Annotated in this window: 12 protein-coding genes; 2 read left to right on the top strand and 10 right to left on the bottom strand. The window is 42.1% G+C overall.

Annotated features, from left to right (window positions below; genetic code table 11):
- Nucleotides 1-136: 136 nt before the first annotated feature.
- The 5 genes from OD355_RS02570 to OD355_RS02550 form a co-directional block, all read right to left on the bottom strand.
- The gene (locus OD355_RS02570) at nucleotides 137-934 is read right to left on the bottom strand and encodes a penicillin-binding transpeptidase domain-containing protein (protein WP_263036883.1); all 798 of its coding nucleotides are present in this window, start codon (nucleotides 932-934) and stop codon (nucleotides 137-139) included.
- A gap of 231 nt (nucleotides 935-1,165) precedes the next feature.
- On the bottom strand, nucleotides 1,166-3,028 hold the full coding sequence (locus OD355_RS02565) for a M1 family metallopeptidase (protein WP_263036882.1): 1,863 nt from the start codon (nucleotides 3,026-3,028) through the stop codon (nucleotides 1,166-1,168).
- A gap of 25 nt (nucleotides 3,029-3,053) precedes the next feature.
- On the bottom strand, nucleotides 3,054-4,628 hold the full coding sequence (locus tag OD355_RS02560; RefSeq protein WP_263036881.1) for a glycoside hydrolase family 10 protein: 1,575 nt from the start codon (nucleotides 4,626-4,628) through the stop codon (nucleotides 3,054-3,056).
- A 23-nt stretch (nucleotides 4,629-4,651) separates the two neighbouring features.
- Nucleotides 4,652-5,128: a MarR family winged helix-turn-helix transcriptional regulator gene (locus tag OD355_RS02555; RefSeq protein WP_263036880.1), complete on the bottom strand. Its 477-nt coding sequence runs from the start codon at nucleotides 5,126-5,128 to the stop codon at nucleotides 4,652-4,654.
- A gap of 12 nt (nucleotides 5,129-5,140) precedes the next feature.
- Nucleotides 5,141-6,169 (bottom strand): radical SAM/SPASM domain-containing protein, encoded by a 1,029-nt coding sequence (locus OD355_RS02550; RefSeq protein ID WP_263036879.1) that lies wholly within the window; start codon nucleotides 6,167-6,169, stop codon nucleotides 5,141-5,143.
- 222 nt (nucleotides 6,170-6,391) lie between these two features.
- Between OD355_RS02550 and abc-f the strand changes: the two genes are divergently transcribed.
- Both abc-f and OD355_RS02540 read left to right on the top strand, forming a co-directional pair.
- Entirely contained in the window at nucleotides 6,392-7,978 is a 1,587-nt protein-coding gene (gene abc-f, locus OD355_RS02545; protein ID WP_263036878.1) for a ribosomal protection-like ABC-F family protein, read from the top strand.
- A gap of 44 nt (nucleotides 7,979-8,022) precedes the next feature.
- Nucleotides 8,023-8,835, top strand: coding sequence for a glycoside hydrolase family 25 protein (locus OD355_RS02540; RefSeq protein ID WP_263036877.1), 813 nt, complete (start codon nucleotides 8,023-8,025; stop codon nucleotides 8,833-8,835).
- Here OD355_RS02540 and OD355_RS02535 read toward each other — a convergent pair.
- From OD355_RS02535 to OD355_RS02515, 5 genes are all read right to left on the bottom strand, one after another.
- The gene (locus tag OD355_RS02535; RefSeq protein ID WP_263036876.1) at nucleotides 8,832-9,569 is read right to left on the bottom strand and encodes a DUF4290 domain-containing protein; all 738 of its coding nucleotides are present in this window, start codon (nucleotides 9,567-9,569) and stop codon (nucleotides 8,832-8,834) included. The two genes, OD355_RS02540 and OD355_RS02535, sit on opposite strands and share 4 nt — an antisense overlap.
- A gap of 165 nt (nucleotides 9,570-9,734) precedes the next feature.
- Nucleotides 9,735-10,259 carry a YajQ family cyclic di-GMP-binding protein gene (locus OD355_RS02530; RefSeq protein WP_263036875.1) on the bottom strand — a complete coding sequence of 175 codons (525 nt, stop codon included), beginning with the start codon at nucleotides 10,257-10,259 and terminating at the stop codon, nucleotides 9,735-9,737.
- Between the two features lie 79 nt (nucleotides 10,260-10,338).
- The gene (locus OD355_RS02525; protein ID WP_263036874.1) at nucleotides 10,339-11,697 is read right to left on the bottom strand and encodes a DUF5125 domain-containing protein; all 1,359 of its coding nucleotides are present in this window, start codon (nucleotides 11,695-11,697) and stop codon (nucleotides 10,339-10,341) included.
- Nucleotides 11,698-11,724: 27 nt separating this feature from the next.
- A complete protein-coding gene (locus OD355_RS02520; RefSeq protein ID WP_263036873.1) occupies nucleotides 11,725-13,233 on the bottom strand; it encodes a glycoside hydrolase family 30 protein in 1,509 nt (502 codons plus the stop codon).
- 104 nt (nucleotides 13,234-13,337) lie between these two features.
- Entirely contained in the window at nucleotides 13,338-14,840 is a 1,503-nt protein-coding gene (locus OD355_RS02515; RefSeq protein WP_263036872.1) for a RagB/SusD family nutrient uptake outer membrane protein, read from the bottom strand.
- Between the last annotated feature and the right edge of the window lie 18 nt (nucleotides 14,841-14,858).

The following is a 14,858-nucleotide window of genomic DNA, read 5'->3' as shown; positions in this document are numbered from 1 at the left end:
TATATATGTATTAAAGCACAAAAACCTCATTTCTGAAATTCAATATAATCTTTCAGAAAAACATAAAAGAGGTCTTGTCTCTCATGGTATTTTTTTTAAAGCAAAGGTTATTGTCCTGCAAGATTATTCTAATAATTTAAATCATTCCCCAATCCCTGAATATATCAAGTACAATATTCTTCCTCGTGGCGCTGAAGCCATCATTTTTTTCCTGCTCCGGCTTGGTGAGCCTGTTGGCAAAGAGATACACATTATCTCTAACAGTGAGCCAGCCCACATACCAGCCAATATCTTTGCCTTCAGACTGCGTCCACCCGCTCTTGCTGCGGATAGTATATGTTTCTGTGCTGTCAGATAGCATAATGTTTTTCACCGTATGCATAACCGCTGTATCAAAAGCAAGCTTATTGTAGTACAGGTTTTTTAAGAAAAAAATCTGCTGTACAGGCGTGACTTTAAAATTGCCATAGTTCCAGAAATCAATTCCTTTTTCAGAAAAGTCATTATTGCCGTAACTGATCTCATGTAATATTTCCCTATACTTTTCCCTGCCAACTCTTTTTGCCATTTCAACATAAAACCATACCGTTGAATTCCTGAAAGCATCCTGCATATCTGTATCCTGATTCCATGCGGCAACGGGTGCTCCATTAAATATCCTTATCTTTTTATCCCACGGAAGCAGTTCATGTTCATTGTCCACAACCCGCGTCTGTAGTGCAATACAGGAATTTACTATCTTAAAAGTAGAAGCTGGCAATGTGCCTTTATATGCATCATTCCTGTCAGAAAAAAACCATTTATTCCGGTTTACATCAAAGACAACGATACTGCCTTCGACATGATATTTTTTATAGATGTAATCTACCGTTTGCGCTTGCGATACAAACGAAAAAAAGATTGATGCAATGAGCAAGAGGTATTTTATTTTCATGCGTATAATTCTTAGTTCGCCGCTTTGCGGCTGTTCTTAATGGTCACATGGAATAGCCTTTATTCATTCACGGTTGATATGCAACTTTGCTTATGGCTATTTCATGCGTATAATTCTTAGTTCGCCGCTTTGCGGCTGTTCTTAATGGTCACATGGAATAGCCTGTATTCATTCGCGGTTAGTATGCAACTTTGCTTGTGACTATTTCATGATTAGGATCAGGAATTTACCCTACCGCTTATTTTCCCATACATTATTCTTCTGTTCTACATCTGCCAGGCGTTTGGAAGGATCTATTTCTATGCTTACAATATTTGCCCTGTTGGTTGGCAGCTTTAAAACATAGGTCTGGTTTGTCCAGTTCCAGGCGGGCGGGAAACTCCAGCGGTAATAATTATTTTCCGGCTCTTTGTGGCCAAACATAAGATCTGTAGCAATGCTCACCAATTCGCGGGCTTTGTTTTTGTAGGTAACCAGGATGTCAACCGGCATAGGCATGCCGCCTTCTCTTCTCAGCTCTACCAATGTGGTATCGTTATTGCCGGCAACCACATCACCAATGGCATAGTCAATTGTGCGCGTGGTATTTACCCAATAATCTTTGTACCATTTCAACTGTAAGCCGCTGACATGCTCAGCTACGCGCACCATATCGGCTGGTGTAGGATGCTTAAATTTCCACTGCCTTTCATATTCCAGCAGGAACTCGTCCATCTTTTTATTGCCTATGATATATGCAAGCTGCGCATAAAAAACCATGCCCTTACCGTAAGCCGCCTGAGAATAGGCATAGTTGGTATTAAAATGGTCTGCATGTGTAGACATGGGCTCTTCCAGCTTGCTTTTTACCAGGTTGTAGTAGCTGTCGTAGCTGTTTAGGTACCACATCGAATCTCTGTTGATCCAGCCTCTTATTCTCTGTTCAAAATAAGTTGCACCGCCTTCATCCATCCATGCATATGCACCTTCATTGCTGGCTATGGTGCCCTGGTACCAGTTGTGCCCCAGTTCATGTAAAGCTGTACCAACACCCGGGCCCTTGATAAGTGTAGCCATCGGGTATTCCATGCCGCCGTCAGCGCCTTGTATGAAAGAATAATTCGGGTAGCGGTAAGGGCCAAAAGTCTTTTCAATAAAAGGATACACCAATTCTATAGTATCAGCCAGCTTCTTCCATTTATCATCATATTCTTCATTTGTTTTTTTATAAACAAAATACAACAGCGGCCCTCTCTCTACTTTTCTCCTGATCATGGTATAGTCAGGGTCTGCACTCCATACAAAGTCGTGAATATTATTAGCCTTGAACTTCCAGGTAAGTGTTTCTGCATTTGTTCTTGGCATACCTTTTACCACGCCGTAGTTGTAGCCAACTTCATTGGGATTTATAATAGTTCCTGACCCGGCTACCATATAATGCTTGTCAAGCGTAATGTTTACATTAAACTCGCCGAAGGGAGCATAAAATTCCCGGGCTATGTATTGATTCGGGTGCCATCCTTCATGATCATATGCTGCAATCTTAGGATACCATTGTGCCATGCTGTAGCGTACGCCTTCTGCATTGTCTCGGCCTGCCCTTCTTATCTGTAGGGGCACCTGTGCTTCAAACACAATCTCAATTACCGCAGATCTGCCGGGGAGGATATATTGCTGCAAAGGGATTTTCATGATGGTTTGCGTGATCTCCGGAGTGATCACCTGCCCGTTGACCCTTACGGTTTGTATACGCTGATACCCCGTTTCGTCCGGGGCAAGCTTACTAATGCGGTCAGCTACGCGCTTGTCCCAGTCGCGGATAATGTTTCCTTTATTGTCTCTGCCCAGGATCACCCTTCCGGCATAGTTGCTTCTTTCATCCATCATGCTGCCCGGCTGGAAGGCGTTCCAGAACAGGTGTACAAAAATTTTATCCAGAGAGTCGGGAGAATTGTTCCAGTAAGTGACCACTTCTTTCCCCTTCATGATATTGGTTTTTACATCAAGGTTTACGTCAATGCTGTATTTTATTTTCTGCTGCCACCTGTCTGTCTGCGCATGCGCGTTCAATGCTGCAAAAAGCAATACAGTGGTATACAATAAAACTCTGTTCATCATCATAAATTATTCTGGTACATTATTATCTGTTGCCGTTAAATGCCGTCCACCTGCCGTTGCGTTTTTCAAAGCGGATGATGTTGCTTAGCGGGCTCTCATTGTTCTCTTTGTCTACGCTGGTCACTACAGCATAAAACTTAGACCAATAAGCCGGCAGTTCATATAGCGGCAAGGCAAAATTAAATCGATTATTACCATTGGCCACCAATATCTTCTCCGGTGCATTTCCCAGTTCTGTAAAGTCATCCGTAAAGTACAGCACAAAAGATTTCACCTTATCGCGCGTAGATACCTCGTTGAGAGCGCCGCTGATGTTGATCTGGTTGCCGGATATGTTTACTTCCGGCGGCCATATTTCCGGAGCCATGGGCGGTGTGCGGTCTATCCACGCCATGGGTGGTACAATGGCAGGTTTTTTATAATAATTATTTTGCAACGAGTCTGTCCATCCATTGAGGTTGTTGAGTAAACTTTTATAGCTGAAATACACGCTGCCGTGCACGTTGGGATTGTCTCTCAGCAGTTTGATCTGGTTAGGTATTTCATTCCGGTTTCTCCACAGTGCGGAGGTGTTAGCATTGAAAGGTCCCTGGCCTATGTAGAGCTGTTTGCCGTAAGTGTGTTCAGACCACCATTTCAGCAGTATACGGTAGTCCTGCCCGTCTTTGCCAATAGGCCAGTACAATTGCGGTGCAATGTAATCTACCCAGCCATTCTTCAGCCATTTTAAAATATCTGCATACAAGGTATAGTAATTCGTAAGGCCGCGCGTATCGCTGCCTATAGGATCCTGCGATTTGTTTTTATAAATACCAAAAGGGCTCACGCCGAATTTCACCATCGGTTTGCTCTGAGTGATGGCATCATGAATTTCTTTAATAATGAGGTCTACATTTTCTCTCCGCCAGTCGGCTTTACTCATGCCGTTGCCGTACTTCCTGTAAGCCGCATCGTCGGGGTAATCGTTTTTTTCTGGATAAGGATAAAAATAATCGTCGAGGTGTATGCCATCCACATCATAGCGGTTAATAATGTCTTTTACCACACCCACAAAATACTGCCTGGTCTCCGGCAGGCCCGGATTGAATATCTTGAGTTTGCCGTAAGTGAAAAACATTTCCGGTCGGCGCCTGGTAATATGGTTGGGTGAAACAGACGAGCGGTTAATATCTACCACGGCACGGTAAGGATTGAGCCATGCATGGAACTCCAGTCCTCTTTTATGGGTTTCTTCAATCATGAACAACAAAGGGTCATAGCCCGGGTGCTGGCCTTGCGTGCCGGTGATATATTCGCTCCACGGATCGTATTGAGAAGGGTAGAATGCGTCCGTTGCCGGGCGTACCTGCACAAACAATGCATTGAGCCCGGTGCGCTTTGCATGCTCTACAATGCGTATGTACTCAGCCTTCTGCTGTTCTGCGCTTAATCCTTTCCTGCTTGGCCAGTCTATATTGCCCACAGAAGCCACCCATGCAGAGCGCATTTCATACTTAGGAGAATAGCCATTATCCGCAACGTAATATTGTGCAGATACGGGCTGTGTAAATAAACTCAAAAAAATAAAAATAAAACCGGCTGAAAAGTTTTTGTTCATGTTGATTGATAATGTTTTCGGGGTTACACAAGCACGCCGCGCATTTTATCTAAAATAGTACATACGGCCTTTGCTTCTTCTTCTGTAATGTTGCTGACGATGGCATCGAATTCGGGGTCTTTCTCGTCAATATTTTCCAATACCCTGCGCCCTCCTTCTGTAATGGTTATTTCCAGCAGGCGCTTGTCGGTACGGCTCGACGTTTTCTCCACCAGGCCTTTGATGATAAGCCTGTCGATGATCCTGCTGGTATCGCTCATTTTATCCAGCAGCCTTTCGCGTATCTGTATCAGGCTAAGAGGTTCTTTACTGCAACGCAGAATGCGGAGTATATTAAACTGCTGCATGGTAATGTTCTCAGGCTCTAATAAAAATCTTAATCTTTCTGAAAGCCAATTAGAAGTGTACAGCACTTCCAGCATTACTTTTTGCGCATAGTTGTTACATTTTCTTCGCGGTATGGCATTCAGGTTTTCAAATTTTGCTTCAAACTGTGACATAGCATTCTTAATTTATTCTTCCCATACAGATAATCCCTCGCTACAATTGGCGCAAATATCAATGTTTTTGCGGCTGGTCATAAGCTCAGATCTGAATTGTTTGTAATTATCGTTTTTCCATATTTCCTTAAACGGCTGGTTTTTCAGATTGCCCAGGCGGTGCATGGCATCCTTATCAAAGCAACAGGGCACTACCAGGCCGTCCCAGGTAATCACATTGGCGCTCCATAATTTCCAGCAATGGTTTTGCAAACCATTCTTAGGCTGTGTGGCACCGCCGGCATCTTTCCTGTAGCGGCTGTATTTGTTGATGGTGGGAATGAGCTGGTTAGGATCATTCTCATAATCATATACCTGCGCTGTTTTATAGCGTACCTGGTCTACGCCCACTTCCTTGGCCAGCCGCTTCACATCTTCTATCTGGTGCTCATTGGGCTTTACCACTAAAAACTGGAAAAAGACAAACGGTTTTTTGCTGTTTAACGCTTTTTTCCATTTAACAATGTTCTTTGCACCTTCTATCACTTTTTCCAGGTTGCCGCCCACGCGGTATTGCTGGTATACATCCTGGGTAGTGCCGTCTATGGAAATGATAAGCCTGTCTAAGCCGCTCTCCACCGTCTTGCGTGCATTTTCATCGTTTAAATAATGCGCATTGGAAGAAGTAGCCGTATAAATGCCCTTGTCTGCGGCGTACTTCACCATCTCCAGGAAATTGGGGTTCAGGTAGGGTTCTCCCTGGAAATAAAAGATCAGGTATAAAAGCTCTTGGTGAATATCGTCAATGGTGTCTTTAAAAAAATTTTTTTCAAGCATTCCTTTCGGCCTGGTAAATGCGCGCAATCCGCTGGGGCATTCGGGGCAGCGCAGGTTACACGAGGTGGTAGGCTCAAACGATATGGAGACAGGATAACCCCACTGCACCGGCTTTTTGCGCCATTTGCTTACCTGGTAGCTGAGCCATACTTTTGCAGCATTCCAAAAACGTCTCGGCGTAATTTTACCAGCAAGATTTATACTGTCATTCCAATTAAAGTACATAACAACAAAAATAGTATTTTAACCAGTACTATTGATGTAGCAACAAGTATTTAACAAATCCGGGCAAAGATTGTTTCAAAGAGCACTTATACAGCATAAAATTGTATATTTGCCGTCTCAAAATATATAAAGATAAAAATGAAAATATAATTTCTTTCGGACCATTAAAGTTGCAGGCCGGAAAACGGCGCACCTCTTTGTTCATCTTTAAAGAAAGAAATTATGCTTATTCTACAAAATGTCTCCTATATACATCCCAACAAAAATTTACTATTCAGCAATATTAATTTTACTGTAAACCGGTATCATAAAATAGCGCTGGTTGGCAACAATGGCACAGGCAAATCTACATTGCTGAACATTATTGCAGGCAAAACAGCGCCTGCGAAAGGGCAAATAACTACAACTGCTGCCCCTTACTATATTCCCCAGGTCTTCGGGCAATACAATCAACTCACGGTAGCCCAAGCTTTGCAGGTAGAGCAAAAACTGCACGCACTTAAAAGCATATTGAATGGCAATGTAACAGAAGAAATGTATGCGATGCTCAATGACGACTGGACAATAGAACAACGATGCGATGAAGCGCTGCAATACTGGCAGTTGACAGAACTTGATATGTCTCAAAAAATGGAAACGTTGAGCGGCGGGCAAAAAACAAAAGTTTTCCTTGCAGGCATCAGCATCCATCAACCTGAATTAATTCTTCTGGATGAGCCGAGCAATCATTTAGATTTTTCCGGCAGAACGCTTTTGTACAACTTTATCCGCTCAGCAAAAAACACCATGATCATTGTGAGCCACGACAGGGAATTACTGAGGCTTTTGGATATGGTGTATGAACTGAGCAATGGTAGTATTTCCATTTGCGGGGGTAACTATGATTTTTATATGCAACAAAAACTGACAGAGTACAATGCTTTAAATCAGGATATTCAAACTAAAGAAAAAGCATTGCGGAAAGCTAAAGAAAAGGAGCGCGAAATCATGGAACGAAAGCAAAAGCTGGATGCGCGTGGAAAAAACAAGCAGGAAAAATCCGGTGTTGCACGCATAATGATGAATACTATGCGCAACAAAGCCGAAAACAGTACTTCGAAAATAAAAGGCATGCATGCTGAAAAGATAGGCGGGATAGCCCAGGAGCTGCAGGAGTTGCGCGCTGCTTTACCGCAGGCTGATAAAATGAAATTCGGTTTTAACAACTCATCATTACACAAAGGTAAAATATTGTTCAGGGCCACGGGCATCAATATCAGCTTTAACATTCTCCCGGTGTGGAAAGAAAACGTACATTTTCAAATATTCAGTGGAGAAAGAATTGCGCTGCAAGGTGCGAACGGTTCCGGAAAAACTACCCTCATAAAATTGATTTTAGGTGATTTACAACCCCAAACGGGGCAAGTTTACAGAGCCAGCAATAAGAGCATTTACATAGACCAGGATTATTCGCTGCTGAAGGAGCAGCTGAGCGTGTATGAACAAGCACAAGAATTTAACAATGCCGGCTTGCCGGAACATGAGATAAAAACAAGGCTCAACAGGTTTTTGTTTACCAAGCAGGACTGGGACAAGCGTTGTAGTGTTTTGAGCGGAGGTGAAAGGATGCGCCTGACCTTGTGCTGCCTCACTATCAGCAGGGACTCCCCGGACATCATTATTTTAGATGAACCTACTAACAACCTGGATATACAGAATATTGAAATGCTGACTTTGGCTATTAACGAATATCAAGGCGCGTTGATTATCGTTTCTCACGATGCCTGGTTTTTAGAGCAGGCACATATTGAGCGGGTCGTGCAGCTTTGAAAGAAACCAAGGCAACTTAAATTTTACGCTATTTTTGTGTGGCAATGGCAAAAACAAATCACAGGAAAAAACTGCGCAGGAACAAGAAAAAGCAATCACCGCCTATTGCCCGGAAATGGGCCTGGATTATTACTGTTTGCGTGGTAGCCGCCCTGCTGATATTCCTGCTGGTAAGGTCTAAAAAACCTCATCACGTTTTTAAAACCTATACCGGATTCGGCATTCCCATACCTGCTGATTTTATCATCCACGGCATTGACGTGAGCCGTTACCAGGGGCTTATAAACTGGGAAATGGTAAAGGAGATGAATATAGACAGCATTCAAATAGGCTTTGCATTTATAAAAGCTACCGAAGGGCTGGAAAGCAAAGATCCTCAATTTGCTGAAAACTGGAGAGAAGCCAGACGTGTGGGCATACCACGCGGGGCTTATCATTTTTTCCTGCCGGACCGCGACGGCACTTTGCAGGCAAAAAACTTTATCAGCCAGGTGCCGGAGCTCCTCCCCGGAGATTTGCCGCCGGTAGTAGACATTGAAAAACTGAATGGCACTCTTCCCGCAATTATGCGTAAGGAGCTGCTGGAGTTTATCACACTTACCAAAGCGCACTACGGCGTAAAGCCCATCATCTATACGTTTTCAAGCTTCTACAAGGACTACCTGCAGGATGTGTTTCCCGACAATCCTTTGTGGATAGCACATTATAAACTGCAAAACAAACGCCCTGCTCTGAACCGCGACTGGCAGTTTTGGCAACACAGTGAAACAGCACGTGTGAGCGGCATCAATGTGCCGGTAGACATGAATGTTTTTTACGGCGACAGCCTGCTGTTCAGCGAGCTGCTGCTGGATTAATATTTCTTCTTGAAATTGCGGTTATTATTATTGCCGCCCGTGCGGTTGCCAAAGCCAGGTTTGTTACTGACCATGCCACCCTGCCCCTGGCGTTTCTGGGAGTTTTGGTTATTTCTTTGAGTAAAACCCTGGCGGTTTTTATTTTTATTCTGTGTGTAAACCCTGTTGGTGTTGCCATTTACCTGCCTGGTATCTTCCTTCACATGTACCGCCGGCGCATTGTCAAAATGAAGTTTGCCACCGCTGATAGAGCTCAGCTCGGTCTGTATGGAAGCATCCTGCACGGCTTCCTTATGCCAGTTGCTGTAAGTGAGCTTCATATAATAGGCTATGGCGTTGGCGAAGCCATCCTGTTTTTCCTTGTCAGTTTCCTGCAAAGCCTTATCAATCACCAATTCCAGGTTTTTGCCCAGGTGTGCATATTTAGGATAGCGCTCCGGATAAGGCAATGGCTGAGGCTTTTCTTTGTAAGTTTCTTTGTTGGGTATAGGATAAGGGCTCTCTACCTGTAACTTAAAATCACTGATATAGAAAAGATGATCCCATAATTTATGTCGGAAATCTTCCACATTTTTCAAATGCGGATTCAGGAAGCCCATGAGTTCTATTAAAACCTCTGCCTGTTCCTGTCTTTTATTTTTGTCTTCAATTGTAAGAATGTAGTCTACCATTCTCTGAATATGTCTTCCATATTCCTTCATGCTCAAGTGAGGACGAGCTGTGTTATATTCCATAAGTATATTAAGAATGCAAAAGTAATGAAAAGTTATTCGCAGTGTGCAATAAGTTTCCCGGTTTTTTCTTATACAGGCATACCGATTTCACCTAAACCCATGCATAGCATTCTAAAACCTTAAATATAAAGCATAGTAATCGTTGATTTTTTTAACAAGAACGCACTAATTCTTCATATTGGTGAAGGTGAGCGGCAGCTGAATGTTGCCCTTCAGGTCAGCAATCACAGCCTGCAGATCATCAATTTTTTTAGCGATCACGCGCACGGTATCATCCATGATCTGGGTTTGCACTTTGAGGCCGCTGTCTTTAATGCGTTTAGTGATCTTTTTAGCATCTTCCTGTTTCAGCCCGTTCTGCACTGCAACTTCTTTTTTTACCAGCTTGCCGCTGGGATAAGCATCTTTCTCAAAATCAAATGCAGACGGGTCAATGCCCTGCTTCATGGCACGGCTGATGAGTACATCAATGACCTGCTTCATCTTCATATCACTTTCGGCTTCGAGCTTTACGATGTAATTCTTCTTATCCAGCTCAATATGCACCGGCGAATTCTTGAAATCAAAACGGTTGGCTATTTCCTTGGTTACGGTGTTTACCGCATTGTCCAGTGTTTGCAGGTCTACCTTGCAGGCAATATCAAATGAAGGCATATGGTGAAAATGAATGATGGTGAAATGTATACTCAAAGTTAGGGAAAAATTATGTAATCACTAAAAAAGAGGCTTCAAATTTGAAGCCTCTTTTCTGTTTCATTTCTGGCAATAATTATATTTTTTCTTTTATTTCAAGCTTAGGCTTCTCTCTGCCTTCAGTACAATCTATACTAATTATATATACTTTTCCTTCTGTCAGTTGTTTTCCGGAAGACAGTCCCAGGTTTCCGGATTCTTGTACAGTAACTATTTCCGGAATTATACCTTTTGTTTCTGCGTAGTCAGGACCTCTGTATTCACCTCCCCAGCCGTCTTGGAAGAAAAACTTAAAATCGAAATAATCTGTTCTGATCTGTCCATTACCTTTTTCCGTACTGGCTGTTATAGTCATTTGATATACTTTAGGTTTTACAGGGGCCATGCAAAGCATCTTACCGGGACTCCAGCCAGGTTGGCCGTTATTCATTCCAGGTTTGGCAATTCCCCATCCGGCAATCCATATAGCTCCTGACCCATCGGGCTGTAAGGTAGCTTTCTCACCGGAAGCATTTAGCGTTAATACATTCAAATATTTCTTATCCCTGTCCGCCACTATACGATATTTACCACTTATTGCAGAGAATGTAATTTTCCCAGAAGCATCCTTTTTTAGAAAGTCGGGATCTATCCAGTATTGATCAAAATCCTGAACACCTTCGGCCTTTAATTCATCGCCGGTATTAAGGTTCAGATCTATAAAGAAATGTCCATCTGCAGTAAAGCTCATTTCCTTGTCATTTAGCTTATAGGAGGCGAAAGGGCTACGTTCGTATGTAAACGTATTAAATTGTATGTTATAGGGACTGCTTTGCAGACTCAGAAAAGTAATAGGATTTTTTATATTTTCTTTTATAGTGCCTCCTCCCCAGCCGAAGTTAATATTATTACCATTATTTCCGAAGGCAGGCGCAACGATATAACCTTTGATTATTTGTGGAGCGGATGTTGCTGTACGGAACAGATATGTGTTTTCCTCTGAACGCAACATCTTTAAACTATCACCGTTTTCAGTAACAAGATATAGATAGCTATATTGCGGGCGAGAGAGGGTTACTTGATGTTCTTCTTCTTTTTTTGTAAAATGTATGTCTTGGAGAACCAGCTTTAAAGTTGCTTTTCCATTAGGTATATTCTTTAAAAAAGGAACAAATACTTTACCTGCATAGTGGCCATCTGCTTTAGTTCTGATAGTAGTTTGCGAAACCATATCTTCTCCAAAGAAAAGCTGTGCCTTTAGTGTAGAAAGTGGCACTAACGGATCAGACACATTTGCCGAAAAAGAGATGCTATCGCCAAAAAAAGCCTGCTCAGGTACTTGCGATGATGTTATCTGTGGATTGCCGGGCGTTCCAGGAAAATCATTGTTATCTTTCTTACAATTTGTAAAAAAGCATAATAATGCCGGTATAACCAATAAAAATATTTTTTGCATAGCTGTAATTTTAAATTTAAACGGTTTTTATTTCTTCCATTTGAAAGATGCTACGGATTTTGCGGGAAGGCTGTAACTTAGCGACCTGCCATCCATAGCTAATGTAATTGACTGTGGCTCATCCTTAGTATTAAGTACCACTACTCCTACAGTATTATCCGGGTTCAATACTGCTGTGTAATGTAGTCCTGATGTGGTGAATCCTGAGGTTTTAATTCTTTTTGCACCACCTTGTATCACTTTGGAAAGGTGCGCCAGATCGTAATAATGACTGTTACGCGTAAGAGTTGTATAATCTGCTTTGTTAATATCTATAACTCCGAGACAATTTGTACATCCGCCAGGGCGATTAGGCCCATGTTGCTCATCTAACATAAAGTTCCAGACAATTACGGCTTTACAGTGCCGGTTAAGCGTGCCAATACCTACATGCTCAAGGTTCCACATCAGATCTTCGGCAAAAGTGTACCCCCATAAGCCTATAGATATTTCAGTGAAATAAAGATTCTTATCAGGAAATGCATTGTGGATATAATCCATTTCTGTTTCAGAACCGCCATAAGCATGGTACGCTGCTCCGTCTATATATTTCGCGGCATCCGGATCTTCGTAAATTTTTGCAGGATAATGTATCTGATCAGCATTTTCCGGTTTATGGCTATCATAGTCATAATTGTGATCGTAACTTATGATGCGGGTATTTATACCTGCAGTTTTAAATGCCGGGCCAAGCGCTGTCTTTATAAAATCGCGCTGTTCCTGCCATGTCATATACAAAGATGCAGAGTTACCCCGGTTTAGCGGCTCATTCTGTACAGTTACTGCATAAATATCTATACCATTATTTTTCATGGCATTGATGTATTTTACAAAGTAGCTGGCATAGTCCTGATAATTGGAAGGATTTAATTGTCCATCGTTCCATTTATTATGTGGCTTTAATTCTTTAAGATTGTTTACTTTCATCCATAAAGGCGGAGTCCATGGAGATGCCATTATCTTTACCTTGGGATTAATGGCAAGAATCTCTTTCAGTACAGGTATCACATACTTTGTATCTTCTTCGTGCAGCGCAAAGTTCTCCATACCCGGCTTATCGCAATAGCTATATTCAGATAATGAAAAATCGGAACATCCTAAAGCAATACGAATGAAACTATATCCCATACCTTCGCGGGTATCAAAAACCTCGGTAAGTAAAGCCTTTCTGTTTGCTGCATTCATCTTCAGCAGATTATAACACGTAGAACCTGTAAACGCAGCACCAAAACCATCAATCTGCTGATACTGTTGTGTGGGGTCTAAAGTAACGGTGTAAGGAGAAAGATTGTCTTTCTTATTGAATTCCAAATTAATTTTTTTGAACAGCATTGACTGGGTTGCTGTAGTTACATATACCTCTACAGGCTGTACAGGATCAGGTTTTGAAGTATCGGGTTTGTCTATTCCCTGCTTGCTGCCGGGCGAACAAAAAGAGTAAAGAAACGAAAGAGAAATGGCTAAAACAGACATTGTCATTTTTGCTATATTTTGCATGTATTCTTTATGTTTTGATATTCAGGATAATTATCGGGAGAATACGCCAAGTCCATACCCGGTTTTGTATGAAGCATGCCTATGGCTATTCTATATAATATGTTTTAATACCCAGGATTTTGCTTCAGCTCCGCATTCATATCTATTGCGCTTTGCGGAATAGGCAACAATATGGTTTCTTCTGTAAGCGGCAGCATTTTTATTCGTCCGACATCCCGCTGGTTCAATGTATTAAGGACACTTATAGCCTTTCCGTTACGCACAAGATCAAACCAACGCTGCCCTTCAAAAGCCAATTCAAGACGGCGCTCTTTTAATACAGCATCTTCCATAGCTGTTTTAGACCCGGTTACAGATGCCGGCAAACTGCTTAATTGTACACGGCTACGAACTTGATTTACAATATTTTTTGCTTCATCCAGCCTGTTCTGCTGCACCAATGCTTCGGCTTTTAATAGCAATATATCTGCAAGGCGAAGCTTAATAATACTGTTATAGGCTGATCTGGTTTTATACATGAACGGGTAATTGTTGCTGGGGTAATGATTACTCCAATCCGGCTTACCCCAAACAATAGAAGCATTTTTCCTGATATTATCTCCTTCACTTTCAAAAGCAGCGATCAGGTCGCGCGAAGGTGTTATCCATTTTGCCCAATCATAGCGGCTATTGACATTTGCCAGGTCTATACCGAACATCCAGGTAACCCAGCTTCCGCTTCCGGACATATAGGTGACTTCAAAAATAGACTCTGAGCTGTTTCGCAGTTTAGCGTCTTTTGTATTTGTATTAAAGTCAAAAAGATCTCCGTAATTGCTTTCGAGTGCAAAGCCTGCATCCTGTACTTTCTGGCAATAATCTATCACTTTTGCATAATCTCTCACAGGTTTTTCTGCATATACCTTTGCCAGCAAAGCATTTGCTACACCTTTGCTCAGTAAAAATTTATCTCCTGGCGTTACATCAGGCGCATCCTGTGCGGCCTGCTGCAAATCTTTCACAACCTGGGAATATACTTTTTGTACAGAATCCCTTGACGGGAAAAGCAAAGGATATACTTCTTCTATATTATCAGAAGTAACATCTGGTGTTTTTTGCAGAACCAAAGGTATGTCTCCCCATAAACGCACCATATCGAACCATATCCACGCTCTGAAAATGAGCGCTTCTGCTTTCCATTGTTTTCTTTCTGCTTGTGTAAGCGAAGGATCAGGCACAAAGTCAATATTCAAGATAATCCTGTTGGCATTGCTTACATAGTTAAGCATAGCATTCCAGTCGCGGGCTATATTTTTATTAATACCGTCTTGAGACTGGGCTTCCAAGGAAGAGAGTTCATTACCTGAAGTACCACGGTATGCATTATCTGCATGCACTTCAGAAAACACAAGATAATCCAGGTACCAAGCTTCCTGTGCATCCCGGATAGTAGAATATAAAGCGTTTCTTTGCGCATTCATTTGTTCGCGGGTGGCAAATTCTACCGTATTATCCGTAGTGTCTCTGGGTACAGTGATCTCACTGAAACCTATGGGATCTTTTTTTAAAGAGCAAGAAGACAATAATGCCATTAAAACTATAGTTAGAAATATGTGATTTTTCTTCATTTTTTGCTATTTTTATTT

The sequence above is a fragment of the Haoranjiania flava genome, assembly GCF_025631005.1.
GTDB classification, from domain to species: domain Bacteria; phylum Bacteroidota; class Bacteroidia; order Chitinophagales; family Chitinophagaceae; genus Haoranjiania; species Haoranjiania flava.
The sequence above is the reverse complement of the archived record's forward strand: the minus strand, read 5'-3'. Positions and strand labels throughout refer to the sequence as shown.